Raw genomic sequence first — 26,821 nt, forward strand, 5'->3', positions numbered from 1 at the left:
CGTGAGTGACGAACGCGCGGTCCAGGAGGTCCTGGCCCGCTATGTCCGCGCGACCGACCGGCGTGACGGCGCCGCGCAGGGCGCGCTGTTCACCGACGACGCCGAGGTCCGGATCCACGTCCGGACCGGCCCCGGCGCGTACGAGCAGATCGGCGAGCCGTTGATCGGCGGCGCCGGGGTGCAGTACGCGGTGGAGAACTTCATGAAGCCACACCCCGAAGGCGGCACCGGGCACCACGTGACGGCGGACCACCTCATCGAGGTCGACGGCGACCGGGCGCGGTTGTCGGCGCAGTACGTGGTGTTCGAGACGCGCACGCTGCCGTCGCCGGTGGTGCGGCCGATCGAGTCGGGCTACTACGAAACCGAGCTGCGCCGCGTCGACGGCGAGTGGAAGATCTCCCGCCACGACGTGCTGGGCGATCTTCCGCTGGAGCCGGAGGCGTGAAAGCCGTGGTGCACCACCGGTTCGGCGGGCCGGAGGTGCTGGAGCTCGCCGAACTGCCGGACCCGAAGACGAACCTCGACGGCGTGCTGGTGCGGGTGAGGGCGGCGGCGCTGAACCCCGCGGACCTCGGCGTGCAGGCCGGCGTGCAGGCCGACGCCCTCGAGACGTACTTCCCGGCGGTGCCGGGGTGGGACATCGCGGGCGTCGTTGAGCGAGCGGGTCCGGCGGCGCCCGAGTTCTCCCCTGGCGACGAGGTGATCGGGTACGTCCGCGGGGACGTCGCCCATCGCAATGGTGGGTATGCGGAGAAGGTGGCCGCCGACGTGCGGATGTTGGCGCGCAAGCCTTCTCGGCTGTCGTGGGCCGAGGCGGCCGGGTTGCCGCTGGGTGGGCTGACCGCGTTGCAGGCGGTTCGGGCTCTCGGCTTGTCCGCGGGTGAGACGCTGCTGGTGCACGCGGCCGCGGGTGGCGTGGGTTCGCTCGCGGTGCAGCTCGCGGTTTCGCGGGGGGTGCGGGTGATCGGGACGGCTTCGGAGGCGAATCACGCGTATCTGCGGTCGCTGGGTGCCTCGCCGGTTGGCTACGGCTCGGGCCTTGCCTCGCGGGTCCGCGCGTTGGCTCCGGGTGGTGTCGACGCCGTGCTCGACACCACCGGCCGGGGCGCCCTTTCGTCCACTCCGGACCTGGCCGCGCCGGACGTGCGGGTCGCGTCGATCGCGGAGTTCTCTTTCCCCGGCACCATTCCGGTGTTCGCTCGCCTCGACGGGCGGGACCTGCTGACGTTGGTGGAGCTGGCCGAGGCGGGCACGCTCTCGGTGCGCGTGGCGCGGACGTTCCCTCTGGACCAGGCGGCCGAGGCGCAGCGGTTGCTGGCTGAGGGTCACGCGCCGGGGAAGGTAGTGCTGGTGTGCGACTGACCCGGCGAGGCGGCGCGGACCGGGGCTGTGGTGAGGGGAGTCAGGCGGAACACGCTTCCTGAAGCGGTGATCGCTCAGTCGGGTTCGGCGCGGGCGTGGTTCACTCGGCGCCGGAACTCAGGAAGCGAGTCGAACCATGGTGCGCATCACGGCGCCGGGCTGGAGTGTTGACGTCGGGGACGACGAGGTGGTGTTCGGGCGTGCGCTGCGGCCCGGGGAGGGCGAACCGGACCTGCCGCGGGTGTGGGCCGGGCGGGGGCTCGGGCTGCGCGACGAGGACGTGCCCGCGTTCGTGGGGGCGCTGGGTGAGGTGATGGCGACGGCGCAGTTCTGGCACGCGCCGCGGTCCGGAGCGGGGCGCGGCAGCGAGCAGATCTGGTCGGTTCCCCTGACGCGTAACGGGTTCACGTACGTCACCGGACCGTGTGGACGGTGGAACAACACCGCGGGGCACCGGCCGGCGGAGACGTTCTCGGTGGCGCTGGCCGACGTGCGCGGGCTGCGGATCCGGCTGGCGGCGCACCTGCACACGGGGTGATCACGCCCGGCGTTTGACCAGGAAGACCGCGTGCTGGATGTGGCCGTCGACCGGGCCGGACTGGTCGGTCAAGCGGTAGCCCGCGCGTTCGTACATCGTGATGTTGCGCTTGCTCGCGGCGCCCGTGAAGAGCTCGAAGCGGTCCGCCGACGCGGGCGCCTGGCTCTCCACCTGCTCCAGCAGCCGCCGGCCCAGGCCGTGCCCGGCGAGGTCGGGCGCGACCATCAGCCGCCCGACTTCCCAGGCGCCGTCCTCGAGCCGCCCGCGCACCGCGCCCACCAGGCGCGGACCCTGCCGCAACACCCACACCCGCCACGTGCGGATCCACTCGCGGACCTCGTCGAGCGTCTCGTGGAGCGCGGGGATCTCCAAGGTGTTGTTGAGCAGGGCTTCCTGCACCCAGCAGCACCGCTGCAGCACCATCAGTTCGGCGGCGTCGTCGGCGGTCGCTTCGAGGAGGCGGAGGTTCACGATGCCTGTTTAGCGGTCGGGAGGCCGGCAGCGCAATCGAGTTCGAGCGGCGTTCGGGAACGGTCCCCGCGGCGGACGGTGATCGGGCAGGATGGGTGCCATGGGGGACAACGATTCCGACCGCACGCCCGGGACAGCTCGCGAAGACGAGGTGATGCCGGCTTTGGTCCAAGCCATCGTCCGGGAGGCGCCGCGCGTGGCGGCCGCGGTGCCGGTGACGGCCGCGGCCGCGCTCGGCCGGTGGCGTGGCGGGCAGGAACACCGCGCGCGGCCCGGGGAGCCCGAAGCGATCCGGGCCTTGCGGGGGCTGCCGGTCTGGATCGTGGAACGCGTGCACGGGGCGCTGGAGCTCACCGTGCGCGCATTGCCGCCGGTGGCGGGCGCCGCGGCGGGTCTGGGCGACCGCGCTACCGGGACGTTCGCCTTCGGGTCCTTGAACACCGAGGCCGAGGCGTTGCGCGAAGCCCGATTCTTCGATACTTCCCGGCCGGGTGCGGTGGAGGTGATCGCCGGCCTGGTGTCGCGGCTGGTCGAGCACGAGGCCGTGGCCGGGTCGCTGGGTGCGGACGCAGCGGGCGACGAAGAGGCGGTCGCCGCGGCGCACGGGGCGGCGTACCTCGCGGTGGCCGTGGTGACGGCGGCCGGCGTGCTGGGCGATGCCGCGTACGACAAGGTGGCCGCGCACATCGGGCTCGGGCTGGGCGTGGCGTCGGCTCTTCTGCCGAGCCGGAGCATGCCCGTGGTGTACGAGGAGGCGGTGCTTGCCAAGAAGCGCGCCGAGTACCGCTTGCCGGCCTTCGGCTCTATGCAGGTGGCCGTGCGCGACCACGTGTTCGCGCTGGCCGAGGGACCGGTCGCCGAGCCAGGCGAATTCGCGGACAACGGGCTGGTCGAAGTCGTCGACGGTGGAGTGCTCGTGCGGACCGGGCGGGAAACCGGGGTGCTGGAAGTCCGGATGCGGGTGCTCGCCGAGCCACCGGCGAAGATCGACACGCAGGGCTGGCACGAGATTGCGGAGGTCAGCTGGCCGGCTCGCCGCGGCGACGCGACCTTCGTGGGACCGAAGCACTACAACCACCGTCGGATCGCGACACCGCCGCGGCCGGGTGACCTGCGGGTGCGGGTGTACGCGTACGGCCGCGACGACGTCGAGACCGAGAACTACGAGCTGGTCGTGTGGGAAGCGCCGCCGGCACCGGCCGTGGTCCACGCGCGAGCCGACCGGCTGGGCCACCGGCTGCGCGGCGAGCCGGAGCCCCCAGGGGTCGACCTACCCGAGGCGGCGTACCGGTGGGTCAGCCAGAGTGCACTGTCGGAGGGGGCGACCGTGACTGTGGTCGTGGGGCTGACGCTGCGGGAGGTCTTGCAGGCGTTCGGCGCGGACATCCGGGAGCCGGAACCGATCGAGGACCTGCTCGACTCGGACCTCGAGTTCGGCCCCTGGGTGACGGCGTCCGAAGTGGACGGAATCGTGCTGGCCATCGAGGAGAACGGGATTCGTGGCGCGCAGCGCGAGGTGCTGGCCGAACTGTCGCGAGAAGGACGCGCCGCGAGCATGTTCTGGAACGTCAACGCCGTCAGCCGGCTCTCCTTCGCTCGCGACGGCGAACTCCTCGCCTCGGACGAACTCGGCCGCTCGCTCGGCGACGATCCGGAAGTGGCCGCCGCCGTCGAGGGGCTGGACTTCCACGATTGGCGGGACCGGTATGAGAAGGGCCTGGTGGCCGTCGAGCGGTTCACCGGCCGGGGGCTCACGGTGGAGGACTTCGACGAGATCCAGGAGGCCGGCATGGGTTATCCCTTGGCGGACCTGTGACGGCCGGGCGGGTCACGCCATCGGGGTGAGGTGACACTGGAGGGCATGAACTTCGAAGCACTCCGTGCCTTCGTCGCGGTCGCCGAGGAGGGGCAGTTCCGGCTGGCGGCCGGGCGGCTGGGGATCAGCCAGCAGGCCGTGTCGAAGCGCGTGGCGGGGCTGGAGGGCGAGCTGGGGGTCGTGCTGTTCGAGCGGGTCGCGGCCGGGGCGTCGCTGACGGCGGACGGGCGGACGTTCCTGCCGCGCGCGAAAGCCGTGCTGAGTGCGGTCGCCGAAGCGGTGGAGTCGGTGCAGCGGGAGACGCGGCCGTTGCGGGTCGACGTGCTCGGGCGGCGGCTGGCGGCGGCCGAGCTGTTCCGGGAGTTCCACCGCGACCACCGTGAGGTGCCGATGGAGATGCTCACGTCCGGCGGCGCGGCCGAGACGCTGCGGGAGCTGCGCGCGGGCGCGGTCGACGCCGGGTTCACGTACCTGCGTGAGCCGCCGGAGGGCCTGAAGCACGTGTACGCGTACCTAGAGCCGTTGCAGATCGTGGTCGGGCCGGAGCACCCGCTGGCCGGGCGGCGGGAGGTGCGCCTGGCCGAGGTCGCCGAGCACCGCGCGTGGGTGCCGGGGATCCGGCGCGGCAGCGAGTGGGAGGGCTTCTACGCCGAGCTGTCGGCGGAGTTCGGCGTGGACGTCGACCCCGCCGGGCCGAACTTCGGGCTCGAAGCGCTGCTCGACACGCTGGCGGAGTCGCGCACGCTGCTGACGTTCGTCGGCGAGAAGATCCGCATCGCGTGGCCCGAGCGGCACGAACTGCAGCGCATTCCGGTGGTCGAGCCGGTGCCGTGTTACCCGTGGTCACTGGTGTGGCGTCCGGGGACCGGTCACCGCGGGCTGGCCGAGCTGGTCGCGTTCGTGCGGCGCGGGTGGGCCGGCCCGGCCGGAGCGAGCTGGGTGCCCGGCCACGTCCGCCGTGATTTGGTCAAGGGCGCGCGATCATCGTGAAGCCGGCGCCGAACGGGTCGGTCACGGTCGCCATCCGCCCGTACGGCGTCCCCTCCACTGAAGCGACTTCGCCGCCCGCGGTGCGGACCTTGGTGGCTGCTGCGTCGGCGTCGGCGACTTCGAACGTGGTGGCCCAGGCCGAAGTGGTGGCGTCCCGGAGGGTGAAGATGCCGCCGACCTCGTGGCCGTCGGGCCGGCGCAGGAAGGTGAAGTCGGCGTCGGGCAGGTCGGCGTTGCCGTCGAGCGTGAAGCCGAAGACGGTGCAGTAGAACTTGCGGGCGTCGGTCGCGTCGGGAGTGACGAGGTCGTTGCGCACGAGGGTGTCGGGCTCGTTGACCAGGCGGGCGCCGGGGAAGGCGTGCCCCTCCCACAGACCGAACGGGGCGCCGGACGGATCCACGGCGAGCGCGGCTCGGCCGCGGTCCCCGACGTCGTGCGGTTCGCGCAGCAGCGTCCCGCCGGCCGCGGTGACGGCTTCGGCGGTGGCGGCGCAGTCGTCCGTCGCGAGGTGGACCTGCCAGCCGGGCAGGGGGTCGGCCGCGTGGTGCAGACCGGCGACGGGGAGGCCGCGCAGGAGGCAGTCGCCGCCGTCGAAGTCCCAGCCGAAGACGGCGCCGTAGAAGGCCCGCGCGCGATCGAGGTCGGGCACGGCCAGGTCGATCCAGGTCGGCGTGCCCAGCGGCTGGTTGGTCTCGACGGGGCTCATCGGAATCCTTTCGACGTCGTGGTTGCGAACGGTAGAACCCCATCCGGCCAGTTTCCGGCCTGATTTGCCCGGTTCGCGGCTACCCTGGCGTCCTCGACGCGGAAGGGGTCCCTCATGGCAGAGCTGGTACGCACCGACGGCGGCTTCGACCTCGTGCTGCGCCGCACGTTCGCGACGTCACCCGAAGACGTCTGGGCCGACGTGACGCAGCCGCACCGCACGGCGCTGTGGTTCGGGCCGTGGGAAGGCGAAGGCGCGCCCGGGAAAACGGTCCGGGTGCAGATGGTGTTCGAGGAGGGCAAGCCGTGGATCGACATGCGCGTCGACGCGTGTGAGGCACCGCGGCGGCTGGCGTTGCTGGGCATGGAGGACGCCGGCGGGTGGCCGATGGAGCTGCTCGTGTCCGAAGTGGAGGACGGGACCGAGCTGCGGCTGGTGCACCACCTGACGAGCACCGACGGGATCGGCGAGATCGGGCCCGGCTGGGAGTACTACCTCGACCTGCTGGTCGCCGCGCGCGACGACTCGGTGCGGCCGTCGTTCGACGAGTACTACCCGGCGCTGAAGGCGTCGTTCGAGGCGTTGCGCGCGTAGTTCGGGGAGTCACACCCCAGCATGTGGGATCGGGTGGCACAACGCCTGGCCGCCACCGCATTCTGGAGTGTCGCTCCGACTACGAAATGGCAGGCAGGATGAGCTCGTCGCCGCTCGACAACCCGGTGTGGGCAGCGCTGACCGGACCGCACGCGCACTTGGCCGAGCAGAAGGGCCAGGTCCTGCGCTACCCCGCGGACGTCGCGCCCTTCGTCGCCCTGCCGGATCAGCCGGACGACCAAGTCTGGCGTGACATCGCCGACCTCGCCGGACCTGGTGCCACGGCTGTGATCGCCGGCGCGACGGGTCCCGCGCCCGCGGGCTGGACCGTGCTCGGCGAGACGCCGGGCGTGCAGCTCGAGGGCACCGGCCTGACCGTGGCTCCCGACGCGGAAGCCGTCCGCCTGACCGCAGCCGACGTGCCCGAGATGCTCGACCTCGTCGCCCGCACGCAGCCCGGCCCGTTCCTGCCGCGCACCATCGAACTGGGCACCTACCTGGGCATCCGGCGCGACGGCGCCCTCGTCGCGATGGCCGGCGAACGCTTCCACCCGCCGGGCTGGACGGAGATCAGCGCGGTCTGCACCGACCCGGCGTTGCGCGGCCAGGGCTTGGCGGCGCGGCTCATCCGCGCGGTCGCGGCGGGCATCCGCGAACGCGGGGAGCTGCCGTTCCTGCACGCCGCCGCGTCGAACGTCGGCGCGATCCGGCTGTACGAGCACCTGGGCTTCAAGCTGAACCGGACGTTGGTGTTCCTCGCGGTGCGGGTGCCCGAATCGGACAAGCGCTAGTTTCCGGCGACTGGCGTGAATCCGGCGGAAGACGGCGATCCAGCCGGTTCCGGGCGGTGAAACGCGAGGGCTAGCGTCAAGGCCGTGAGCAAAGTCTTCCTGTCGATCCACGTGCTGGCGGCGATCCTCGCCGTCGGGCCCGTGGCCGTGGCCGCCAGTATGTTCCCCGCCGCCCTGAAGCGGGGTGATCGCTCGACGTTGGCGCTGCTGCACCGCATCTGCCGCGTGTACGCGTGGGTGTCGATCGCCGTGCCGGTGTTCGGTTTCGCCGTCGCCGGGACGATGAAGGTGACGGGCCAGACGTGGGTGCTCGTCTCGATCGCCCTGACCGCGGTGGCCGCGGTGGTGCTTCTGATGTTCGTGCTGCCGGGTCAGCGGGCCGCGCTGGCGGGACCTTCGGGTGACGGCGCGGTGCCGGCCGAGGCAGCCGGGTCGTCTGTGGCGACCGCGTTGGACACCCGCGTCGCCGGCCGGCTGGCCATGACGACGGGGGTGTTCAACCTGCTGTGGGCCGTGGTCACGGTGCTGATGATCGTGCGGCCGGGTTCGTCTACCGGAGTGTGAGGCTCGCCAGCACGGAGGCGAGCTCCGCGGAGTGGATGAGCGGCCCGACGTGCGACGCTTCGAGCGAGTGGACGTCGAACGGGTTGTCGGGCGTGCGTGCGTCGGCCTCCTTGATGAAATTGTCCTGCAGGGCCAACGGCATGCTCTCGTCCCGGGTGAAGCGCACGTAGGTGTGCGGCACCTGGCCCCAGGTGGCGGCGTCGATGACGTCGTCACCGCCGTCCAGGCTCTCGTCCGGATCCATGCCGGCCAGGAACGACAGCAGCTCGGCGTCGGTGCCGTCGGCCAGAATCGCCCGCTTCAACGCGGCGAGCTGCGTCGCGTCGGCGGTGCGCCAGTTCATGCGCAGCACACCGAGCTGCCCCGGATCACCGACCCTGACGGTGGCCGCTTCGAGAAGCGCTGTCGGAACGTGGGCCGGGTCCTGCAGGTAGCGGGCGGGGTTGCCGGTCACGCAGCACCACGCCGTCAGGTACACCGTGCGCGCCAGCAGGTCCGGCACGGCGTTCGCGACGCTCGTGACCGCCATCCCGCCCCGGCTGTGCCCCACGAGGATCACCGGACCGTGCTCGTGCACCCGCCGGACCACGTCCGTCAGCGCGGCCACCACTTCGGCGTGGGTCACGCCCGCCAGCGGCGAGGGCTCGGTGGCGAACGTCTCCAGGTCCTGTGCCTGGTACGCCGCCGAGAACCCCGCCGCACCGTGGCCGGGCAGGTCGACCGCGAGCGAGCGGTGGCCGAGCAGCGCGAGCTCACGCTGCAGTGAGGTGAAGCAGCGCCCGGGGGCGTTCGAACCGTGGACGAGGACGAAAGTGGGTGCCATCTCGGCGATTCTGCCCGAATCGGGCGGGCCGCCGTGGCCGTTTTGTCGAGTCCGTGGCGGCCTCAGGCCGTGGCGATGCTCCCTCCGCCGTCGACGCGCAGGACCTGGCCGGTGATGAATCCGGCGTCGTCGGAAAGCAGGAAACAGATGGCGTGGGCGATCTCCGCCGGCCGCCCGAGCCGGCCGACCGGCAGCTTCTCCAGGAACCGGGCTTCGCCTTCGGACCCGGCGGGGGTGCCGCGGCGGAACAGCTCGGTTTCCGTCGGCCCGGGTGCGACGGCGTTCACGGTGATGCCGCTGGCCCCGAGCTCCCCGGCCCAGATGGCGGTGGCGGTCTCGAGCGCCGCCTTCGACCCCGCGTAGGTGGTGCGGTTCGCGGTGCCGAGGGTGACCATGCTCGTGACGTTCACGATCCGGCCGCGCCCGGCGGCGAGCATCCCGGGCAGCACGGCCTGGGTCACCTGCACCGCGGTGCGGAAGTTGAGGTCGTAGGCGTGGGCGATGTCGTCGAGGTCGATCGACCCGAGCGGCGCCAGCTTGGCGAAGCCGACGTTGTTCACCACCGCGTCGACGGGACCTTCCGCGAGGACCTTGTCGAGCGTCGCGGCGGTGGCGTCGCGGTCGCCGAGGTCGACGGCGTGGAAGCTGCCGGGGAATTCGGCCGGCGCGGTGCGCGCCAGGCCGATCGGGTGGTGGCCCTCGGCGGCCAGCCGGTCGACGACGGTCCGGCCGATGCCCTTCGACGCCCCGGTGATCAGCACTCGCATGACTAATGACTCCTCTTGTTTTGCTCGGTTGCTCCATGACGGTAATGTTCTGGACGAGCCGTGGGAAATGTCCTTCGCGTTATGGCTGTATGCCGCGGCGATCATGGTGGGAGGTCCTCGTGACGACGATGCAGCAGCTCAAGGTGCTCCTGGCCGTGGCCGACCACGGCGGTTTCACGGCGGCGGGTGAGCGCCTCGGCATGGCGCAGCCCGCGGTGAGCCGCTCGATCGCCTCGCTCGAAGCCGAGCTCGGTGCGCCGCTGCTCACCCGCCAGCGCACCGGCGTCACCCTCACCGAAGCCGGCGAACGCGCCGTCCGGCGGGCGCGCGAGGCCGTGCGGCAGGTGGACCTGCTGCGCGCGGAGGTCGCCGAGGTCGCCGGCCAGATCACCGGGACGCTGCGGATCGCCAGCCTGCCCACCGCCACGGGCACACGGCTGCCCGCCGAGCTGCGGGCGTTCACCGAACGCCACCCGCTCGTCGCGGTGCGCCTGATCGAGGGCAGCGACCAGGAGGTGCGCGACTGGCTCGACCTGGGGGTCGCCGACGCCGCCGTGGTCACGTTGCCCGCGCCCGGCCTGCGGACGGTGCTGCTCGACAGCCACGAGATGTGCGCCGTGCTGCCCGCCGGCCATCGGCTGGCGGAGCGCGAGGCCGTGTCCTACGCGGACCTCGCCGAGGAGCCGTTCGTCCGCCCGACGGGCGGCTGCGCGCAGGTGTTCTCGGCCGCCGCGGAGAAGGCCGGGGTTCACCTGAAGGCGACGTTCGAGGCGCGCGAGATGTCGGCCGTGCTGGAGATGGTGCGGGCGCGCCTGGGCGTGAGCATCCTGCCGTCGGTCGGCGTGCCGCGGCTCGACGGCACCGTGCTGCGGCCCTTGGTGCCGCGCACGCCGCGGACCGTCGCTGTGGCCGTGAGCGCGAGCGCTTCGCCGGCCGCGCGGGCGTTCCTGGACCAGCTCCGGGGCGGGGCCGACCAGGTCTGAGGTCCATTGTGGAGGGTCTCCTTTCAGGCTGCCTTTAGGGGCGCTTAGGGGTCGTTGGGCGGCTGCCGGGCGGGCTAGCTTGGTGCGTCGGGGGACCCGGTCGGCGTGACCTCGTCCCGTTGTGACAGACGTTCTGACAGACGTTGTGACAGACGGAAAGGCGGTGGGACGACATGGTCGCCCACGCGGAAGACGCCTGGTTTCGGCGGTTCCACGCGGCGCCGGAGGCTCGGGCGCGGTTGGTGTGCCTGCCGCACGCGGGCGGGTCGGCCAGCTTCTACTTCCCGGTTTCGCGGGCCCTGGCGCCGGACGTCGAGGTGCTCGCCGTGCAGTACCCCGGACGGCAGGACCGGCGGCACGAGCCGTTCCTGACCACGATCGACGCCATGGCCGACGCGGTCGCCGAGCTGCTGCGCGACAAGACGGACCGGCCGTTGGCGTTGTTCGGCCACAGCATGGGCGCGATGGTCGCCTACGAGGTGGCGCGGCGGCTGGAATCGTCGGGGGCCCCGGTGGACACGCTGTTCGTGTCCGGCCGTCGCGCGCCCTCGCGGCAGCGCGACGAGTCCGTGCACACGCGCACCGACGAAGGCGTGCTCGACGAGCTGCGCCGCCTGAGCGGGACCGAGATGGACCTGCTCGGCGACGAGGACGTCGTGCGCATGATCCTTCCCGTGGTGCGCAACGACTACCGCGCCGTGGAGACCTACCGGCACGTGCCGGGCCTTCCGCTCGCCACGCCGGTGGTCGCGTTCACCGGCACCGACGACCCGGTCGCCTCCGTGGCCGAGGTCCGCTCGTGGGCCGACCACACGGCGGCGGGCTTCGAGCTGGTGACGCTGCAGGGCGGGCACTTCTTCCTGACCCGCCACCAAGACGTGATTCTCCGGTATCTGGCTGATCGGCTCGTCGACAAGGGGCGTGTACATGTCTGAGGCACTGGCCGTAGAGGGAGCGTTCGGCAACCGGCTCGTGGAGCTGCGCGAGATCAAGGAGGCTGCGCGGCGCGGTCCTGACGACGCGGCGACCGTCCGGCAGCACGAGCGCGGAAAGCTGACCGCCCACGAGCGCATCGAGCTGCTGCTCGACCCCGGCAGCTTCACCGAGCTGGAAGCCCTGCGGCGCCACCGGGCGACGGCCTTCGGGCTCGAACACCGCCGCCCGTACTCGGACGGCGTGGTGTGCGGGTGGGGGACCGTGCACGGGCGCACGGTTTTCGTCTACGCCCACGACTTCCGCATCTTCGGCGGCGCGCTCGGCGAGGCGCACGCGCAGAAGATCCACAAGGTGATGGACCTCGCCGCGGCCGCGGGCGCGCCGCTCGTGTCGCTGAACGACGGCGCCGGCGCGCGGATCCAGGAGGGCGTGACCGCGCTCGCCGGTTACGGCGGCATCTTCCAGCGCAACACCCGGTGTTCGGGGGTGATTCCGCAGATCTCCGTGATGCTCGGCCCGTGTGCCGGTGGTGCGGCGTACTCGCCGGCCTTGACGGACTTCGTGTTCATGGTCCGCGAGACGTCGCAGATGTTCATCACCGGCCCCGACGTGGTGCAGGCCGTGACGGGCGAGGAGATCACGCAGAACGGCCTCGGCGGCGCCGACGTGCACGCCGGCATCTCGGGCGTGGCCGCGTTCGTGTACGACGACGAGCAGTCGTGCCTCGAGGACGTGCGGTACCTGCTGTCCTTGTTGCCCGCCAACAACAATGAGGCCCCGCCGGTCGAGCCGACCACCGACCCGGTCGACCGCCGGACGGACCGCCTGCTCGACCTGGTGCCGACCGACTCGGCGCGCGCGTACGACATGTGCGCCGTGATCGAGGAGATCGTGGACGACGGCGAGTTCCTCCAGGTGCACGCCGGCTGGGCGACGAACGTGGTGTGCGCGTTCGCCCGGCTCGACGGGCACGTGGTCGGCATCGTGGCCAACCAGCCGGCGACGCTCGCGGGCGTGCTCGACATCGAGGCCAGCGAGAAGGCCGCGCGGTTCGTGCAGACGTGCGACGCGTTCAACATCCCGCTCGTGACGCTGGTCGACGTGCCCGGCTTCCTGCCGGGCGTGGACCAGGAACACGGCGGCATCATCCGGCACGGCGCGAAGCTGCTGTATGCCTACTGCAACGCCACGGTGCCGCGCGTGCAGCTCATCCTGCGCAAGGCCTACGGGGGCGCCTACATCGTGATGGACTCGCGCTCGATCGGCACCGACGTGTCGCTCGCGTGGCCGACGAACGAGATCGCCGTGATGGGCGCCGAGGGCGCCGCCAACGTGATCTTCCGCCGCGAGATCAAGGCGGCCGACGACCCGGAGACCGTCCGGCGGCTCAAGATCAAGGAGTACCGGACCGAGCTCATGCACCCGTACTACGCCGCCGAGCGCGGCCTGGTCGACGACGTCATCGAGCCCGCCCGGACGCGCGAGGTGCTGATCCGCGCGCTGACCATGCTGCGCACCAAGCACGCCGACATCCCGGCGCGCAAGCACGGAAACCCGCCGGTGTGATGAGCGGGCCAGTGGTGCGGATCGTGCGCGGGAACCCGACGGACGAGGAACTCGCGGCTTTGGTGGCGGTGCTGACCGCGCTTCAGGCGCCGCCCGAGCCGGTGGTCGAGGTGCAGGTGCCACGGCCACGCCGGCCGGTGCGCTTCGTGCCGGCGACGAGTTGGCAAGGGGTTCGCTGAGGGTCGCGCTGGGGGCCGCGTCTGTGCCACGGATTGGTGGCGCGGGTGCGGCTCTCTTCTTTGCACCGGATGGGTGTGCGCGCACGGTCGCGGCGACCTGGCGCGAACGGACTGCGTGCTCTCCCGGCGGTGCCGGTGCGGCTCTTATCTTTGATGCGAGGGAATTCAAGGAACCAAACGCCCCGCCTCTCTCGCGGCCGGGCCCGGTCACGCCATTCCCCGCTGACTCACCCGAGGAAAACAGCCGCTGCGAGGACAGTGCGGTTTTGCGGCTCACTGCACCAAAAGCAGCACCGAGCCGCACCCGTCTTCGGGGGCGCGTAGAAGCGACGTGTGCTCTCCACAGCGTGGCGAGCACACCGTCCACAATGGTCGAGATCCGAACCGGGCCGGCAGGCGAAAGCTCCATACCCCCAAGCTACCGACCCCACTCGAACATCCGCACGATATCGATCGAGTGAATCAAGCGCGCACGGCGGTGCTGTCCAAATAGGTCAGCACGGCGCGGATGCGGCGGTTCTCGTCGCGGCTGGCTTCCAGGCCGAGTTTCGCGAAGATGTTGCTGATGTGGTTTTCCACGGCGCCCTGGGTCACCACCAGGGTCTTGGCGATGGCGGCGTTCGACAGACCCTGCGCCATCAGGCCGAGGACCTCGGTTTCGCGCGCGGTCAGGCCCTCCAGGGGATCGCGGCTGCGGGAGAGCATCTGGGCCACCACGTCGGGGTCGATGGCCGAGCCGCCGCCGGCGACGCGGCGGACGGCTTCCAGGAAGTCGGCGACGTCGGCGACGCGCTCCTTCAGCAGGTAGCCCACGCCGGAGGTGCCTTCGGCGATGAGGTCGACCGCGTAGCTGCCCTCGACGTACTGCGAGACCACCAGGACCGGCAACCCGGGAATCTCCTGGCGGGCGGCGATCGCCGCGCGGATGCCCTCGTCGGTGAAGGTCGGGGGCATGCGGACGTCGGCGATGACGAGGTCGGGGCGGTGCTCGCGGATGGCGACGAGCATGGCGTCCGGGTTGTCGACGGCGGCGGCCGTGGTGATGCCGACGTCGGCGAGCAGGCTTTGCACACCCGCGCGCAGGAGCACGGAATCCTCGGCGATCACGACACGCATGGAACAGCTCCTCAAAATCACCAGCGGACAGGGAGATCGGCACGCACGACGGTCGGCCCGCCCATCGGGCTGACCACCGTGAGCACGCCGTCGATCGTGGCGGCGCGGTCGGCGAGGCCGGCCAGCCCGCCGCCGGGGCGCACCGAGGCGCCGCCGCGGCCGTTGTCCATGATCTGGACGACCACGGTGTCGTCGTCGCGGGTCACGCGCACCGAGGCGCGGTCGGCGCCGGCGTGTTTGGTGATGTTCGTGAGCACCTCGCTCACGATGAAGTACGTCGTGGTCTCCACCGGCGCCGGCGGGCGCGGATCCACGGCGACCTCGACGTCGACCGGGATCGGCATGCGGGCGGTCAGCGACGACAAAGCCGCGTCGAGACCGCGGTCCTGCAGCACCGGCGGGTAGATCCCGCGGGCGAGGTCGCGCAGCTCGGACACGGCCAGCTTGGCGTCGGCGTGCGCAGCGCCGATGAGCTCGCGCACGGCCGCGGAATCGTCGGAGTCGAGCTTCAGCTGCGCGCGCCCCAAGCTCATCGCGACGGCAACAAGCCGTTGCTGCGCACCGTCGTGCAGGTCGCGTTCGATGCGCTTGCGCTCGGCCTCCACGGCGTCGACGCCGCGCGCCCGCGAGTGCTGCAGGTGCTGCGTGCGCTCCTCCAGTTGCGCCGTGCGGTCCGGACCCAGCATCGACAGCGTGAACTCAGCGTGCAGCGCCCCGATCCGCGGCGCCACGAAGATCCCGAACGGCGGCACCGCCACCGAGACGATCCCGGCCACGAACTCGACGATCCCCAGCGGCATCGCCACGAGCACGAACACGAGCTCGCGCCACGTCACCGGGTCCACCAGCCGCGCCTGCCACGCCGCCAGCAGGCCGTTGCCGTTGGGCTGTTTCCGCCGCGGCTGGGCCACTTCGACACCGAGCAACGTCCGCACCGACCTCCGCTCCAAGTCCGCGAAGCTGCGCATCACGCCCGTCGCGATCAGCGAGAGGGGGATGCCCACCCACAGCATCGTCGTGGCGACCCCGACGATCATCGACACGAGGACGACCACGAACGCGAAGATCCGGACCGGGAAGTTCACGATGAGGAACCCGATCGTGCGGATCGCGTGGGGCCGCCGTGTCACCGGCATCGCGCGATCCGTTCGAACTCGGGCACGAGGTCGTCGAGCGTCGGCGTCGTGAGCATCTCGTCGCGGACCTCCAGGGCGCAGCTGCGGAACGACGGTTCCTCCAGGAGTCTCAGCAGTCCTTTTCGGACACTCCCCGGTGTGACGTCCTCCAGGTCCACCAGCAACCCGTTGCCCCGCTTGACCTGCGCGACGGCCGAACCGCGCTCGCTCCACGTGGTGCCGGGGATCACGAGCTGCGGCACGCCGTTGACCACGGCGTTGCCGATCGTCGCGCCGCCACCCTGGTGGATGATGGCCGAACAGCTCGCGAGCAGTTCGTTCATGGGCACGAAGTCGACCGCGCGCACGTTGTCCGGCACCTTCCGCACGGACGCCAGCTGGCTCGCGTTGAGCGTCGCGATCACCTCGACGTCGAGGTCGGCGAGGCCGTCGAGCAGGTCGGACACCGACGTCTCCTCGACGCCCAGCACCTGCCGGTTGGAGATCCCCAGCGTCAGCATCACCCGCGGGCGCGCCGGCTTCTCGAGCACCCAGCGCGGGATCGCCATCGGCTTGTTCTGCGGGATGAACCGCGCCGGCAGGTAGTCGACGTCGACGCCGTCGTAGCGCAGGTAGGACGGGTGGCAGTCGATGGTCTTCACGCCGTGGCGCAGGGTTTCGTCGTAGACCGCGCCGAACCGCGCGACCGCGCCCGACATCCAGTCCACGAAGGGATCCGGCGCGTCGGACCGCAGGTCGCGGTACTGCGCGTTGATGCGGGCCGTCTGGTCCATCGCGTACATCATCCGCAGGTGCGGCACCCCGATGGCGTGCGCGACGATCGGCGCGGCGTAGATCATCGGGTCCCACACCACGAGGTCCGGCTGCCACTGCCGCGCGAAGCGCACGAGCTCGTCGAGCAGCGAATCGGGCGTGGTCCAGCGGAACACGTCCACCCAGTGCTCGTAGACGTTGCGCACGTACTCCTCGGTGTACCGCTCGGGCCGGCTCTCGGAGATGCGGAACTCGCCCTGCATGGCGTTGTTGCCCTCGACCTGCAGCTGCCGGTGGCGCGCGATGTCGAGCTCGGTGCCGAACCACATCGCGTCGAGACCGGTCTCGGCGAACGAGGCCACCTCGCGCGGGTTGCACTGGCCGACGAACCGCACCTCGTGGCCGGCGGCCGCGAGCGCCCAGCCGACCGGCGCCATGCTGTAGACGTGCGTCCTCGTCGGGAAGACCATCAACATGACTCGCATGGGACGCACTCTCCGAACTGGCTCGACCTGCTGGCGGGAAAAACGTTAGTGCGGACGCCGCGCGCGGCCGACCCGGCAACGCGCCGCTAGGGGTCGCGCACCCCTACCGCCCTTGCCTCGAAAAGTCCTTGTGGACTAAGGAGAACGAAGACTTAGACCGGCTTTAGACGCCCCTTAGGGGCTGGTGACGACGACGCCGGTGCGGCTAGACATGAACGTGGGTCCGGCGGCAACCACCCGCCGGCCGAGGGAAACGAACGAGGTGATGAGCATGGCCGTGGCGCCCACCGCGAAGGGCTGGGTTCCCTTCGGCGAGCACCGCACGTGGTACCGGGTCACCGGCGTCGTCGGCGGCGAGCTGCCCGCCGTCGTCGTGGTCCACGGGGGACCGGGCAGCACGCACGACTACCTGCTGAACCTCTGCTCGCTCGCCGAGCACGGGTTTCCGGTGGTGCACTACGACCAGCTCGGCAGCGGCGGTTCCACGCGGCTGCCGGCCGAGGGCGCGGACTTCTGGACGCCCGAGCTGTTCGGCGACGAGCTCGACAACCTCGTGCACCGGCTGGGCATCGAGGACAACTACGTCCTTTACGGACAGTCGTGGGGCGGCCTGGTCGTCGCGCGCCACGCGGCGCAGCGGCCCGACGGGCTGCGCGGGCTCGTGATCGCCAACTCGCCCGCGTCGTACGAACTCTGGCGCTCCGAAATGGACGTGCTCCGGGCGCAGCTCCCGCCCGGCGTCGACGAGCAGCTGCGGGCGCACGAGGCCGCTGGTACCACGGACACGCAGGAGTACTTCGACGCCATGCGCGTGTTCTACGACCGCCACGTCTGCCGCGTGCTGCCGTGGCCGGGCGACTACCTGGCCTCGTTCATGGAGATGGCGGACAACAACACCGTCTACTCCGTGATGAACGGGCCGAGCGAGTTCACCGTCACCGGCACGCTGAAGGACCACTCCGTGATCGACGAGCTCGACGACATCGAGGTGCCGACGCTGCTCATCTCCGGCCGGCACGACGAAGCCACCCCCAGGACCGTCCAGCCCTACTTCGACCGGATCCACGACGTACGCTGGGAGATCTTCGAGGACTCCAGCCACGTTCCCCACCTCGAGGAACCCGGACGGTTCCACGAGGTCCTGCTGAGCTTCCTGCAGGAAGTCCACCCCGCCGCCAACGCCGAAAGTGAGGCAACCAGCCATGGATGAGGCCAGAGGATCGGCGGTGGTCTTCCCCGGGATGAGCCCCTGCCGCTTCGCCGACTTCGGCAAGTTCCTGCTCATCAACCCGTTCGCCCGCCGCCTGATCGGAGAGGCCAACGACCGGCTCGGCTACTCGCTGGTCGACCGGTTCCGCGAGACGGAGGGCGACTACTCCGAATACGCCCAGGTCGGGTTCATGCTCACGTGCCTCGCGCTCGCCGAGTGGGCCGAGCAGGAGTACGACATCAGCCCCGACTACTGCACCGGCCCGAGCTTCGGCGAGAAGCCGGCCAGTGTGTACGCCGGCGCGCTGACGTTCCCCGACGCCGTCTGGATGACCGCGGAGCTCGCGCGTTGTCTCACCGAGTTCTTCGCCACCGAGTACACCGACGTGGTCACGCACTCGTTCGTGCGCACGCCCGAGGAGAAGCTCCTGGACGCGCTCAACGACCTCGACGGGCGCGGCGAGTGGTCCGACATCTCGTGCTACATCGACCACGACTTCTACATGGTCTCGTTGCGCGAGCGGAACCTCGACTGGCTCAAGCAGACCGTGCGCAGCATGGGCGGGTTGTCGTTGTACACCATGCGTCCGCCGTTGCACTCCCGAGCTTTCGCGGCGCTGCGGCGGAAGGCGGAGGACGAGGTCATCGGCGACCTCGACTTCCACGACCCGCTGCTCCCGATCGTCGCCGACCAGGATGGCTCGATCCTGCGGTCCGGGGAGCAGGTGCGCACGATGCTGCTCGACAGCATCGTCAAGCCGTTGCGGTGGCCGCACGTCGTCTCCTCCCTGGAACAGCTGGGCGTGCGCAAGCTCTGGGTGGCCGGCCCGGACACGCTGTTCGGCCGCGTCCGCGCGACCACGAGCCGCTTCGAGGTGGTCACGGTGAACCCGCGCCTGGCCCTGCAACCCCGGAGGCGGGGCGCAGGACCTTCGCGGGTCAGCTAGCCGGCTGCAGCTCGGCGAGCGTGGCCCAGAGCCGGCCCGGGTTCTCGAAGGTCTCGAGGTTGAGGGCGTCGTCCTCGAAGCGCACGTTGTAGTTCTGCTCCAGCACGGCGAGCAGTTCCACAGTCGCGAGTGAGTCGAGGCCGTACTCCCGCAGCGGGGTCTCGGCGGTGAGTGCCTCCTCGGCGGGGAGGAACGGGAGGAACGTGCGAAGGGTCTCGTCGAAAGAGCTGTCCCACATGACTACTCCGGATGGCTAGATCGGTATCTACCAGGCAGGAAAACCGACCGCCCGGTTCGGTTTTGGACTCTACCTCGCGTCGCCGTTCCGGATCGACGCATCGGGACCCCTATTCAACGCGGAGGAAGACGATGGATACGAGCTTCACCGGCGGGCTGCACTCGCGCTTCCTGCGTGGCCTGGCGCTTTCCGAGAACGGCACCGCCGTCCGGGTCGGCGACCAGGAGCTGAGCTACGGCCGGCTCCACGAGCAGGCGCTGCTCTGGGCCGGCGCGCTGGCCGACGCGGGGGCGCGCACCGTAGGGGTGCTGGCGGGCAAGGGAATCAGCGCGTACGCGGGGATCCTGGCCGGGTTGTACGCGGGCGCCACGGTGGTGCCGCTGCGGCCCGACTTCCCGGCGGCCCGCACCGCGCAGATGGTCGAGGCGGCGGGGGTCGACGCGCTGGTGGTCGACGAACGCGGCCAGGCGCTGCCGGCGGACGTGCTCGGCGCGCGGGGGGTTCCCGTGCTCACCCTTCAGACGCGGGCGCAGGGTCTGGCCGCGCCGCGGGAGGTGCGGCCGGAGGACTCCGCGTACATCCTGTTCACGTCCGGCTCCACCGGCCGGCCCAAGGGCGTGCGGATCGGCCACGGTTCGACCGAGCACTACTTCGGCCTGCTCGACGCGCGTTACGACTTCACCCCCGACGACGTGTTCTCCCAGACCTTCGACCTGAACTTCGACTGCGCGATGTTCGACCTGTTCTGCGCGTGGGGCGCGGGGGCGCCCGCGGTGGTGCTGCCCGGGCGCGCCTACCGCGACCTGCCGGCGTTCGCCGCGGAGAGCGGGCTGACGGTGTGGTTCTCCACGCCGAGTGCGATCGACCTGGTGCGCCGCACGGGTGGGCTCAAGCCGGGTGCGCTGCCCGGCCTGCGGTGGAGCTTCTTCGCGGGCGAAGCGCTCACCGTGCGCGACACGGCCGACTGGCGCGCCGCGGCCGTGAACTCGCTTGCGGAGAACCTCTACGGCCCCACCGAGCTCACCATCACCGTCGCCGGTTACCGCTGGGACGACGTGGAGACGCCGCGCGTCGCGGTCAACGGGGTGGTGCCGATCGGCGCCGTCCACGAGGGCCACGACCACCTGCTGCTCGGCGAGGATGACGTCGAGGAAGCGGAAGAGGGTGAACTCGCCATCGCGGGTCCGCAGCTGACCCCGGGCTACCTCGACCCGGCCGACGAAAACGGCCGGTTCCTCGACCGCGGCGGCCGCCGCTTCTACCGCACGGGCGATCGCGTCCGGCGGCTCGGCGACGACCTGGCCTACCTCGGCCGCCTCGACTCCCAGGTGCAGGTGCTCGGCTGGCGGATCGAGCTGACGGAGGTCGAACACGCGTTGCGCGCGACCGGCGTCCGCGACGCCGTGGCCCTCGGCGTCTCCGGCGACGCCGGCACGGAACTGTTCGTCTTCTACACCGGCGGCGAGCGGCCGGTGATCGAGCTGGTGCGCGCGTTGCGCGAGGTCCTGCCGGAGGGCGTGATCCCGCGCCACTACCGCCACGTCGCCGAGTTCCCGCTGAACTCGAACCGGAAGATCGACCGGAAAGCCCTGGCAGCGGAGGCGGAAGGGCTGCTGACACCGGTAGCCTGACCGGCGTGGCGAAGTACGTGATCGGGCCGGAGGTCGCGCTGCGGCTGGCCGAGGAGCAGGGTGTGGTGGGGCACCGGTTGCTGGCGCCCACGCTCATCCGTTCGCACGCGTTGTCCGCGCTCTACGCGCAGGTGCGCCGCGGTGAGCTGACGAAGAAGGACGCGGCCGTGCGGCTCGATCGCGTGCGGGCGTTGAAGATCCGGCTGCTCGGTGACCGGGTGCTGCAGGCGACGGCGTGGCAGGTCGCCGAAGAACTCGGCTGGGCGGACACGTACGTCGCCGAGTATGTCGCGTTGACGCGGTTGCACGGCGACGCGTTCGTGACGCTCGACGAGCAGCTCGCGCGTGACCTCGACGGCGTCGTGCCGGTCGCGGGGTTCGAAGCGCTGAGCTGAAGCCCGTCTGAAACGGCCTGCTACGCCTGGGTTTCCGGGCGCGGCAGGCCGTTTTGGCGTGCGCGCTTAGGGGCGGTTAGGGGTGTGGCCACGCGCGCCGCCGCGGCTAGTTTTCCCGGAGTCGAGGGGCGGATCGAGGCCCCGGTTCTCGAGTTCTGGTGGGAGCAGTCGTGAACGGTACTTCGCTCGTCCATTCCCTGCTCGACGAGGCGGTGGCCGACGCACCCGGGTCGACGGCCGTGCGCGACCGGGCCGGCGCGTGGACCTACGCCGAGCTGGCCGCGTGGAGCCACGCGGTGGAGGTGGTGCTCGCCCGGCGCGGGGTGGGGCGCGGTGACCGGGTGGTCGTGCAGCTGCCCACCACGCGTGAGCTGGTCGCGTTGTTCTTCGGCACCACGCGCCGCGGCGCGGTGTTCGTGCCGGTGAACCCGGCGATGAAGGCGTTCCACTTCGACTCGGTGGTGGCCAACGCCGAACCGGTGCTCACCATCACCAACGACAACTACAGTCTACTGTGGACCGAGGTCGAAGCCGGCTACGGCGAACACGTGGAGGCGACCGACGTCGATCCCGACGACGTCGCCGTGCTCATCTACACCTCCGGCAGCACCGCCGCGCCCAAGGGCGTGATCGGCCCGCATCGCCAGGTCACCTTCGCGGCCGGCGCGATCCAGGCCGTGCTGGGCTACCGCGGCGACGACGTGGTGTTCTGCCGCTTCCCGATGTCCTGGGACTACGGCCTCTACAAGGTCCTGCTCTCGACGCTCGGCCGCAGCGAGATCGTGCTCGCCGACGCGGAGTCCGACCTGCGGCTGCTGCAGCGGATGCGCGAGGTCGGCGCGACGATCGTGCCCATCGTGCCGTCACTCGCCACGATGATCGCCACCCTCGCCGGCCGTGAGACGGAGCCGGCCGCGCCCGTGCGGCTGTTCACCAACACCGGCGCCGCGCTGCCCGAGAGCACGATCGCGCAGCTGCGCGCCGCGTTCCCCGGTGCCCGCGTGGTGCGCCAGTTCGGCCAGACCGAGTGCAAGCGCATCACGATCATGCCGCCTGAGGAGGACGACCAGCGGCCCGGCGCGTCCGGGCTGCCGCTGCCGGGCACGTCCGTGCTCATCCTCGCCGCCGACGGAACGGAGCTGCCCGCCGGAGACATCGGCGAGATCGTGGCCGCCGGACCGCACGTGATGCCGGGTTACTGGCGTGCACCGGAGCTGTCCGCGCGCGCGTTCCGCCGCGACGAGGCGACCGGCGAGCTGCGCCTGCACACCGGCGACTACGGCCGTCTCGACGCCGACGGTTACCTCTACTTCGAAGGCCGGCGCGACGACATGTTCAAGCGCAAGGGCATCCGGATGTCCACTTTGGAGATCGAGGCGGCCGCCATGGACATCCCGGGCGTCCGCGCGGCCGGCGCGATCCCGCCGAGCGACACGCGTGACCTCGCGATCTGCGTCGAGACCGACCTGCCGCCCACGACCGTGTTGCGGGAGCTGGCGAAGCGCCTCGAACCGCAGAAGGTCCCGTCCCTGTGTCACGTCGTCGACGAGTTCCCGCTCACGGCGCACGGCAAGAACGCCACGAAGGAACTGGCCCTGCTCGTGGAAGGCGCGCGCAAATGACCGAGTCCCTGGCCGAACGCTTCGGCACCCCCACCTACGTCTACGACCTCGACGTGGTCGCCCGATCGCGCGACCAGCTGTTCGGCCTGCTGCCCGAGGGTTTCCAGGTCTTTTACGCGCTGAAGGCCAACCCGCACCCCGAAATCGCACGAGAGCTGCACGACGGTGGTTGCCGCGCGGAGATCAGCTCCACCGGCGAGCTGGCCAACGCGCTGCAGGCGGGCTTCGCCCCGAGCGAGATCCTCTACACCGGCCCGGGCAAGACCGACGCCGAGCTGGAGCAGGCGATCGCGACCGGCGTGCGGCTGTTCTCCGTGGAGTCTCTCACCGACCTGCAGCACGTCGGCGTAGCAGCCGAGAAGCACGGTGTGGTCGCTTCGTGCCTGCTGCGCGTGAACACCACGCAAGGCAGCGCGTCGACCGGCATCCGCATGATGGGCCGGCCCTCGCAGTTCGGCATCGACGCCGAGACGCTGCCGTCGCTGATGCCCGCGTTCAAGGCCGTGCCCGGCACGCGCGTGGCCGGCGCGCACTTCTTCACCATGAGCAACGCGAAGGACGAGGACAGCCTGCTCGGCGAGTACGAATTCGTGCTGCAGTCGGCCGCGCAGCTGCACCAGGAGGCCGGCCTGCCGCTGGAGCTGCTCGACATCGGCGGCGGCTTCTCCTCGCCGTACGCGGTGCCGGGACCGCGCACCGACTACCCGAAGCTGCGCGCCGGGCTGGAGCAACTGCTGGACCTGTACCTGCCGGAATGGCGGACGGGGGAGGTCGAGCTGGCCTGCGAGTCGGGCCGGTACCTGTCCGGGAGCTGCGGCTCGCTGCTCGCCGGGGTCGTGAACGTCAAGGAGAGCCGCGGCAGCAGGTTCGTGATCCTCGACGCGGGCATCAACGTCGTCGGCGGGCTGTCCGGCATCGGCCGGCTGCTGCCCGCGGCCGTCGGCATCGAGGACACCGATCCGAACGGCGAGACCGGTAGCCTCGTCGGTCCACTGTGTACTCCCGGTGACTCGCTCGCGAAGGCCGCGAAGCTGCCCGAGCTGGCGCCCGGCGACGTGGTGACGGTGCCGAACGTCGGTGCATACGGTGTGACAGCGAGCCTGATCAGCTTCCTCGGCCGGCCCGCGCCGACGGAGGTCGTGGTGCGCGGCGACGAGGTCGTGTCCGTGTCGCGGCTGGACTACCAGCGCGCGTACGAGGTTTCGCCGTGAGCGAGGAGATGAACGCCTACCGCGGCGGCGTGGTCACGGAACCGCCGCGCACGGTGATCGTGAGCAGCATGGCGTCGGACTCGCACACGTGGAACCTCGTGTACCTGGAGCTGCTGGTCGGCGAGCTCGGCTTCGACGTGGTGAACCTCGGCGCGTGCGTGCCCGACGAGCTGCTGGAGTCCGAATGCCTCAGCCGGCTCCCGACGATGCTCGTGCTCAGCAGCGTCAACGGCCACGGCTACCAGGACGGCCTGCGCGTGATCCAGCGCCTGCGGTCCTTTCCCGAGCTGCGGGCCCTGCCGGTGGTGATCGGCGGCAAGCTCGGCGTCGGCGGTCCGCTCACCGAAGAGGAGACGGCGCGGCTGCTGCTCGCCGGCTTCGACGGGGTCTTCGACGACCAGCAGAACAACGCGTCCTTCCGCCGGTTCGCCGCGACGTTGACCGCCGGCTCCGCCCAGCTCCCCGTGCGGGTGGAGGGGGTGTGAGCTTCGAAGAGTTCGTGGCGAGCAGGCACGCGGCCGGGCAGCTGGTCGTGCAACCCCGCATGGGGTTCGCCGACCCGGTGGCGATGCGCGCCGGGCTCGCGGCGACCAGGAACGCGGCCGCCACGACCGTCGGCACCGTCACGCTCGACAGCTACACCCGCGTCGGCGACACCGATTCCGTCGCGCACGCGCTGGCCCACGGCATCGCACTCAACGGTTACCCCATCGTCAACCACCCGGCCGAGGTCACCCGAGCGATGCTCGACGGCCTCGAAGGCCCGGACTTCCCGGTGCAGGTGCGCCATGGTTCGGCCCGCCCGGCGGACATCTTCCGCGCGATGCTCGCCGCCGGCCTGCACGCCACCGAGGGCGGGCCGGTGTCCTACTGCCTGCCCTACAGCCGCACGCCACTGGACGAGTCCGTGCGCAACTGGTCGTACTGCTGTGAACTGCTGGCCGACGCCGAGCTGCCCGGCGGCCGTGCGCACCTGGAGACGTTCGGCGGCTGCATGATGGGCCAGCTCTGCCCGCCGAGCGAGCTCGTGGCCCTCAGTGCGTTGGAGGCGTTGTTCTTCTACCGCAAGGGGTTGCGCAGCATCTCGGTGAGCTACGCGCAGCAGACCAACCTGCGCCAGGACCAGGAAGCCGTCGCGGCGCTGCGCCGGCTGTGCACCGAGTTGCTCCCCGGCGCGTCGTGGCACGTGGTGATCTACGCGTACATGGGCTTGTTCCCGCGCACGCCGGAAGGCTCGTTGAGCCTGCTCGGCACGGCGGCCGAGCTGGCGCTGAGCACCGGCTCGGAGCGGCTGATCGTGAAGACCGTCGCCGAGGCGCACCGGATCCCGACCGTCGCGGAGAACGTGCAGGCGCTCGAACACGCGGGCGCCGTGCGCGGCACCAGGAAGGTCGCCGTGGAGGCGGACAACCAGGTCTACCGCGAGGCCTACGCGCTGGTCGACGCCGTGCTCAACAGCCACGAAGACCTCGGCCGGGCGATCGTGGTCGCGTTCAAACGCGGCCTGCTCGACGTGCCGTTCTGCCTGCACCCGGACAACGCCGGGCAGGCCCGCAGTTACCTCGACCCGGCCGGCCGGCTCTGCTGGTCCGACCTCGGTTCCCTGCCGCTGCGCCGCGTGGTCGAGCGCGGTCCCGGCGGCGCGATCACCTCGTCGACGTTGATGTCGGCGCTCTCGTACGTGCAGCACACCCACGACGCCCAGGCATTGGAGCAGCCGATGACCGCGATTGGAGGGGATTCGCGATGAGTACGCGCCGGACCGTCCGGGCCTACCCGTTCGACATGCAGGAGATCTCCGTTTCCGAGCTGTACCACACGTTGCAGCGCGAAGAGCCGATGAGCCGGGTGCAGATGCCCTTCGGCGAACCGGCGTGGCTCGCCACCAAGTACGCCGACGTGAAGCTCGTGATGACCGACCAGCGCTTCAGCCGTGAGCTGGCGCAGGGTCTCGACCAGCCGCGGATGCGCCGCCAGCAGATGGGCGACGGCATCATGGGCATGGACCCGCCCGACCACTCGCGCCTGCGCCGCCTGGTGTCGAAGGCGTTCACCGCGCGCCGGCTCGAGCAGATGCGCGAAGGCGTGCAAACGCTCGTGAACGACCTGCTCGACGGCATGGTCGCGCGCGGCGACTCGGCCGACGTCGTCGAGGAGCTCGCGCGCCCGCTGCCCGTGACCGTGATCTGCGACCTGCTCGGCGTGCCGCAGGAGGACCACAAGATCTTCCGCGAGTGGACCCAAGCGCTGGTCAGCGACGCCACGGCCAAGGGCGACGTGCTCGACGTCTACGGTGACCAGCTCGACAGCTACGTCGCCGGGCTCGTGGCGCAGCGGCGCGAGGAGCCGACCGACGACCTGCTCGGCGCGCTGGTCTATGCGCGCGACGCCGGCGACAAGCTCACCGAGAACGAGCTGATCTCCATCGCCGGCGCGGGCCTGCTCACCGGTGGCGTGGAGACGGTGTCCACGGCTCTGCCGAGCTTCCTGTTCACCCTCCTGACCCAGCCGGAACTGCTCGCGCAGCTGCGTGCGGACCCGGAGCTGATGCCGACCGCCGTCGAGGAACTGCTGCGGTTCGTGCCGATCAACACCGCGGCGATGTTCGCCCGCTACGCCACCGAAGACGTGCGCTTCGGCGACGTCGTGGTGCGCGCGGGCGACCCGGTGCTGCCGGCGCTGCACGCGGCCAACCGCGACCCGGAGGTGTTCGCGAACCCGGACACCGTCGACCTCACCCGCAGCCCCAACCCGCACGTGGCGTTCGGGCACGGCCCGCACCACTGCATCGGCGCGCAGCTCGCGCGCCTGGAACTGCAGGAAGCGCTCAAGGCGATTCTCGCGCGCTTCCCGGAACTGCGGCTCGCGGACGGGCGGGAAGGCGTGAAGTGGGAATACGGCGTGATCGTGCGCGGGCCTTCGCTCCTGCGCATCGCGTGGTGATTTCCCTGCCCCTAGCGGCTTTTTCTGGGGATCCGGGCCGGCACTG

At 71.1% G+C, this 26,821-nt stretch carries 29 protein-coding genes; 21 read left to right on the forward strand and 8 right to left on the reverse strand.

The window, feature by feature from the left end; translation table 11 throughout:
- Position 1 precedes the first annotated feature (1 nt).
- From AB0878_RS27620 to AB0878_RS27630, 3 genes are all read left to right on the forward strand, one after another.
- The gene (locus AB0878_RS27620; RefSeq protein WP_366583149.1) at positions 2-448 is read left to right on the forward strand and encodes a nuclear transport factor 2 family protein; all 447 of its coding nucleotides are present in this window, start codon (positions 2-4) and stop codon (positions 446-448) included.
- Positions 445-1,365 carry an NADP-dependent oxidoreductase gene (locus AB0878_RS27625; protein ID WP_366583150.1) on the forward strand — a complete coding sequence of 307 codons (921 nt, stop codon included), beginning with the start codon at positions 445-447 and terminating at the stop codon, positions 1,363-1,365. Before AB0878_RS27620 ends, AB0878_RS27625 begins: the two co-directional genes overlap by 4 nt.
- Before the next feature lie 136 nt (positions 1,366-1,501).
- Positions 1,502-1,903: a hypothetical protein gene (locus tag AB0878_RS27630; RefSeq protein ID WP_366583151.1), complete on the forward strand. Its 402-nt coding sequence runs from the start codon at positions 1,502-1,504 to the stop codon at positions 1,901-1,903.
- Here the strand turns inward: AB0878_RS27630 and AB0878_RS27635 are convergent, their stop codons facing one another.
- Positions 1,904-2,374, reverse strand: coding sequence for a GNAT family N-acetyltransferase (locus tag AB0878_RS27635; protein ID WP_366583152.1), 471 nt, complete (start codon positions 2,372-2,374; stop codon positions 1,904-1,906).
- A 100-nt stretch (positions 2,375-2,474) separates the two neighbouring features.
- On the opposite strand from AB0878_RS27635, the gene AB0878_RS27640 reads away from it, so the two are divergent.
- Positions 2,475-4,190, forward strand: coding sequence for a DUF6461 domain-containing protein (locus AB0878_RS27640; RefSeq protein ID WP_366583153.1), 1,716 nt, complete (start codon positions 2,475-2,477; stop codon positions 4,188-4,190).
- Positions 4,191-4,235: 45 nt separating this feature from the next.
- Positions 4,236-5,180 carry a LysR family transcriptional regulator gene (locus tag AB0878_RS27645; RefSeq protein ID WP_366583154.1) on the forward strand — a complete coding sequence of 315 codons (945 nt, stop codon included), beginning with the start codon at positions 4,236-4,238 and terminating at the stop codon, positions 5,178-5,180.
- On the opposite strand, the gene AB0878_RS27650 is transcribed toward AB0878_RS27645, so the two are convergent.
- A complete protein-coding gene (locus tag AB0878_RS27650; protein WP_366583155.1) occupies positions 5,158-5,886 on the reverse strand; it encodes a VOC family protein in 729 nt (242 codons plus the stop codon). The genes AB0878_RS27645 and AB0878_RS27650 overlap by 23 nt on opposite strands.
- A gap of 114 nt (positions 5,887-6,000) precedes the next feature.
- On the opposite strand from AB0878_RS27650, the gene AB0878_RS27655 reads away from it, so the two are divergent.
- The 3 genes from AB0878_RS27655 (at position 6,001) to AB0878_RS27665 (ending at position 7,835) form a co-directional block, all read left to right on the forward strand.
- Complete coding sequence (locus tag AB0878_RS27655; protein ID WP_366583156.1) at positions 6,001-6,480, forward strand: SRPBCC family protein; 480 nt, start codon at positions 6,001-6,003, stop codon at positions 6,478-6,480.
- Between the two features lie 98 nt (positions 6,481-6,578).
- On the forward strand, positions 6,579-7,271 hold the full coding sequence (locus tag AB0878_RS27660) for a GNAT family N-acetyltransferase (protein ID WP_366583157.1): 693 nt from the start codon (positions 6,579-6,581) through the stop codon (positions 7,269-7,271).
- Positions 7,272-7,355: 84 nt separating this feature from the next.
- On the forward strand, positions 7,356-7,835 hold the full coding sequence (locus tag AB0878_RS27665; protein ID WP_366583158.1) for a hypothetical protein: 480 nt from the start codon (positions 7,356-7,358) through the stop codon (positions 7,833-7,835).
- Here the strand turns inward: AB0878_RS27665 and AB0878_RS27670 are convergent.
- Both AB0878_RS27670 and AB0878_RS27675 read right to left on the reverse strand, forming a co-directional pair.
- Positions 7,822-8,658, reverse strand: coding sequence for an alpha/beta hydrolase (locus tag AB0878_RS27670; RefSeq protein ID WP_366583159.1), 837 nt, complete (start codon positions 8,656-8,658; stop codon positions 7,822-7,824). The genes AB0878_RS27665 and AB0878_RS27670 overlap by 14 nt on opposite strands.
- A 62-nt stretch (positions 8,659-8,720) precedes the next feature.
- Positions 8,721-9,425, reverse strand: coding sequence for an SDR family oxidoreductase (locus AB0878_RS27675; RefSeq protein WP_366583160.1), 705 nt, complete (start codon positions 9,423-9,425; stop codon positions 8,721-8,723).
- Positions 9,426-9,553: 128 nt separating this feature from the next.
- On the opposite strand from AB0878_RS27675, the gene AB0878_RS27680 reads away from it, so the two are divergent.
- The 4 genes from AB0878_RS27680 (at position 9,554) to AB0878_RS27695 (ending at position 13,089) form a co-directional block, all read left to right on the forward strand.
- A complete protein-coding gene (locus AB0878_RS27680) occupies positions 9,554-10,408 on the forward strand; it encodes a LysR family transcriptional regulator (protein ID WP_366583179.1) in 855 nt (284 codons plus the stop codon).
- Positions 10,409-10,581: 173 nt separating this feature from the next.
- Positions 10,582-11,343: an alpha/beta fold hydrolase gene (locus AB0878_RS27685; protein ID WP_366583161.1), complete on the forward strand. Its 762-nt coding sequence runs from the start codon at positions 10,582-10,584 to the stop codon at positions 11,341-11,343.
- On the forward strand, positions 11,309-12,910 hold the full coding sequence (locus tag AB0878_RS27690) for an acyl-CoA carboxylase subunit beta (protein ID WP_366583180.1): 1,602 nt from the start codon (positions 11,309-11,311) through the stop codon (positions 12,908-12,910). Before AB0878_RS27685 ends, AB0878_RS27690 begins: the two co-directional genes overlap by 35 nt.
- 11 nt (positions 12,911-12,921) lie before the next feature.
- Positions 12,922-13,089, forward strand: coding sequence for an acyl-CoA carboxylase subunit epsilon (locus tag AB0878_RS27695; protein ID WP_366583162.1), 168 nt, complete (start codon positions 12,922-12,924; stop codon positions 13,087-13,089).
- Positions 13,090-13,551: 462 nt separating this feature from the next.
- Here AB0878_RS27695 and AB0878_RS27700 read toward each other — a convergent pair whose 3' ends face one another.
- Genes AB0878_RS27700 through AB0878_RS27710 form a run of 3 tightly spaced genes read right to left on the reverse strand, consistent with a single transcriptional unit; the run spans position 13,552 to position 16,579 of the window.
- Complete coding sequence (locus AB0878_RS27700) at positions 13,552-14,205, reverse strand: response regulator transcription factor (protein WP_366583163.1); 654 nt, start codon at positions 14,203-14,205, stop codon at positions 13,552-13,554.
- 17 nt (positions 14,206-14,222) lie between these two features.
- Positions 14,223-15,341 carry a sensor domain-containing protein gene (locus tag AB0878_RS27705; protein WP_366583164.1) on the reverse strand — a complete coding sequence of 373 codons (1,119 nt, stop codon included), beginning with the start codon at positions 15,339-15,341 and terminating at the stop codon, positions 14,223-14,225.
- The gene (locus AB0878_RS27710; RefSeq protein WP_366583165.1) at positions 15,332-16,579 is read right to left on the reverse strand and encodes a nucleotide disphospho-sugar-binding domain-containing protein; all 1,248 of its coding nucleotides are present in this window, start codon (positions 16,577-16,579) and stop codon (positions 15,332-15,334) included. Before AB0878_RS27710 ends, AB0878_RS27705 begins: the two co-directional genes overlap by 10 nt.
- Before the next feature lie 271 nt (positions 16,580-16,850).
- Between AB0878_RS27710 and AB0878_RS27715 the strand changes: the two genes are divergently transcribed.
- Both AB0878_RS27715 and AB0878_RS27720 read left to right on the forward strand, forming a co-directional pair.
- The gene (locus tag AB0878_RS27715) at positions 16,851-17,789 is read left to right on the forward strand and encodes a proline iminopeptidase-family hydrolase (RefSeq protein WP_366583166.1); all 939 of its coding nucleotides are present in this window, start codon (positions 16,851-16,853) and stop codon (positions 17,787-17,789) included.
- Positions 17,782-18,735 carry an ACP S-malonyltransferase gene (locus AB0878_RS27720; RefSeq protein ID WP_366583167.1) on the forward strand — a complete coding sequence of 318 codons (954 nt, stop codon included), beginning with the start codon at positions 17,782-17,784 and terminating at the stop codon, positions 18,733-18,735. The genes AB0878_RS27715 and AB0878_RS27720 overlap by 8 nt, the downstream gene beginning before the upstream one ends.
- Here the strand turns inward: AB0878_RS27720 and AB0878_RS27725 are convergent.
- A complete protein-coding gene (locus AB0878_RS27725; protein WP_220243495.1) occupies positions 18,728-18,973 on the reverse strand; it encodes a phosphopantetheine-binding protein in 246 nt (81 codons plus the stop codon). The two genes, AB0878_RS27720 and AB0878_RS27725, sit on opposite strands and share 8 nt — an antisense overlap.
- A gap of 131 nt (positions 18,974-19,104) precedes the next feature.
- On the opposite strand from AB0878_RS27725, the gene AB0878_RS27730 reads away from it, so the two are divergent.
- From AB0878_RS27730 to AB0878_RS27760, 7 genes are all read left to right on the forward strand, one after another.
- On the forward strand, positions 19,105-20,604 hold the full coding sequence (locus AB0878_RS27730) for an AMP-binding protein (RefSeq protein ID WP_366583168.1): 1,500 nt from the start codon (positions 19,105-19,107) through the stop codon (positions 20,602-20,604).
- Positions 20,605-20,609: 5 nt separating this feature from the next.
- A complete protein-coding gene (locus AB0878_RS27735; protein WP_366583169.1) occupies positions 20,610-20,999 on the forward strand; it encodes a type II toxin-antitoxin system VapC family toxin in 390 nt (129 codons plus the stop codon).
- Between the two features lie 170 nt (positions 21,000-21,169).
- A complete protein-coding gene (locus tag AB0878_RS27740) occupies positions 21,170-22,621 on the forward strand; it encodes an AMP-binding protein (protein ID WP_366583170.1) in 1,452 nt (483 codons plus the stop codon).
- Entirely contained in the window at positions 22,618-23,832 is a 1,215-nt protein-coding gene (locus tag AB0878_RS27745; protein WP_366583171.1) for a type III PLP-dependent enzyme, read from the forward strand. Before AB0878_RS27740 ends, AB0878_RS27745 begins: the two co-directional genes overlap by 4 nt.
- Positions 23,829-24,317: a cobalamin-dependent protein gene (locus AB0878_RS27750; protein WP_366583172.1), complete on the forward strand. Its 489-nt coding sequence runs from the start codon at positions 23,829-23,831 to the stop codon at positions 24,315-24,317. Before AB0878_RS27745 ends, AB0878_RS27750 begins: the two co-directional genes overlap by 4 nt.
- Positions 24,314-25,582, forward strand: coding sequence for a methylaspartate mutase (locus AB0878_RS27755; protein WP_366583173.1), 1,269 nt, complete (start codon positions 24,314-24,316; stop codon positions 25,580-25,582). Before AB0878_RS27750 ends, AB0878_RS27755 begins: the two co-directional genes overlap by 4 nt.
- On the forward strand, positions 25,579-26,775 hold the full coding sequence (locus tag AB0878_RS27760) for a cytochrome P450 (RefSeq protein ID WP_366583174.1): 1,197 nt from the start codon (positions 25,579-25,581) through the stop codon (positions 26,773-26,775). The genes AB0878_RS27755 and AB0878_RS27760 overlap by 4 nt, the downstream gene beginning before the upstream one ends.
- The last annotated feature ends 46 nt before the right edge of the window (positions 26,776-26,821 follow it).

It is taken from the genome of Amycolatopsis sp. NPDC047767 (assembly GCF_040704195.1).
GTDB lineage: Bacteria > Actinomycetota > Actinomycetes > Mycobacteriales > Pseudonocardiaceae > Amycolatopsis.

Coding starts and splice junctions, on each gene's coding strand:
- AB0878_RS27630 (WP_366583151.1), top strand. CDS start 1,502: ATGGTGCGCATCACGGCGCCGGGCTGGAGTGTTGACGTCGGGGACGAC.
- AB0878_RS27640 (WP_366583153.1), top strand. CDS start 2,475: ATGGGGGACAACGATTCCGACCGCACGCCCGGGACAGCTCGCGAAGAC.
- AB0878_RS27645 (WP_366583154.1), top strand. CDS start 4,236: ATGAACTTCGAAGCACTCCGTGCCTTCGTCGCGGTCGCCGAGGAGGGG.
- AB0878_RS27650 (WP_366583155.1), bottom strand. CDS start 5,886: ATGAGCCCCGTCGAGACCAACCAGCCGCTGGGCACGCCGACCTGGATC.
- AB0878_RS27655 (WP_366583156.1), top strand. CDS start 6,001: ATGGCAGAGCTGGTACGCACCGACGGCGGCTTCGACCTCGTGCTGCGC.
- AB0878_RS27660 (WP_366583157.1), top strand. CDS start 6,579: ATGAGCTCGTCGCCGCTCGACAACCCGGTGTGGGCAGCGCTGACCGGA.
- AB0878_RS27670 (WP_366583159.1), bottom strand. CDS start 8,658: ATGGCACCCACTTTCGTCCTCGTCCACGGTTCGAACGCCCCCGGGCGC.
- AB0878_RS27675 (WP_366583160.1), bottom strand. CDS start 9,425: ATGCGAGTGCTGATCACCGGGGCGTCGAAGGGCATCGGCCGGACCGTC.
- AB0878_RS27680 (WP_366583179.1), top strand. CDS start 9,554: ATGCAGCAGCTCAAGGTGCTCCTGGCCGTGGCCGACCACGGCGGTTTC.
- AB0878_RS27685 (WP_366583161.1), top strand. CDS start 10,582: ATGGTCGCCCACGCGGAAGACGCCTGGTTTCGGCGGTTCCACGCGGCG.
- AB0878_RS27700 (WP_366583163.1), bottom strand. CDS start 14,205: ATGCGTGTCGTGATCGCCGAGGATTCCGTGCTCCTGCGCGCGGGTGTG.
- AB0878_RS27705 (WP_366583164.1), bottom strand. CDS start 15,341: ATGCCGGTGACACGGCGGCCCCACGCGATCCGCACGATCGGGTTCCTC.
- AB0878_RS27710 (WP_366583165.1), bottom strand. CDS start 16,579: ATGCGAGTCATGTTGATGGTCTTCCCGACGAGGACGCACGTCTACAGC.
- AB0878_RS27715 (WP_366583166.1), top strand. CDS start 16,851: ATGGCCGTGGCGCCCACCGCGAAGGGCTGGGTTCCCTTCGGCGAGCAC.
- AB0878_RS27720 (WP_366583167.1), top strand. CDS start 17,782: ATGGATGAGGCCAGAGGATCGGCGGTGGTCTTCCCCGGGATGAGCCCC.
- AB0878_RS27725 (WP_220243495.1), bottom strand. CDS start 18,973: ATGTGGGACAGCTCTTTCGACGAGACCCTTCGCACGTTCCTCCCGTTC.
- AB0878_RS27730 (WP_366583168.1), top strand. CDS start 19,105: ATGGATACGAGCTTCACCGGCGGGCTGCACTCGCGCTTCCTGCGTGGC.
- AB0878_RS27745 (WP_366583171.1), top strand. CDS start 22,618: ATGACCGAGTCCCTGGCCGAACGCTTCGGCACCCCCACCTACGTCTAC.
- AB0878_RS27760 (WP_366583174.1), top strand. CDS start 25,579: ATGAGTACGCGCCGGACCGTCCGGGCCTACCCGTTCGACATGCAGGAG.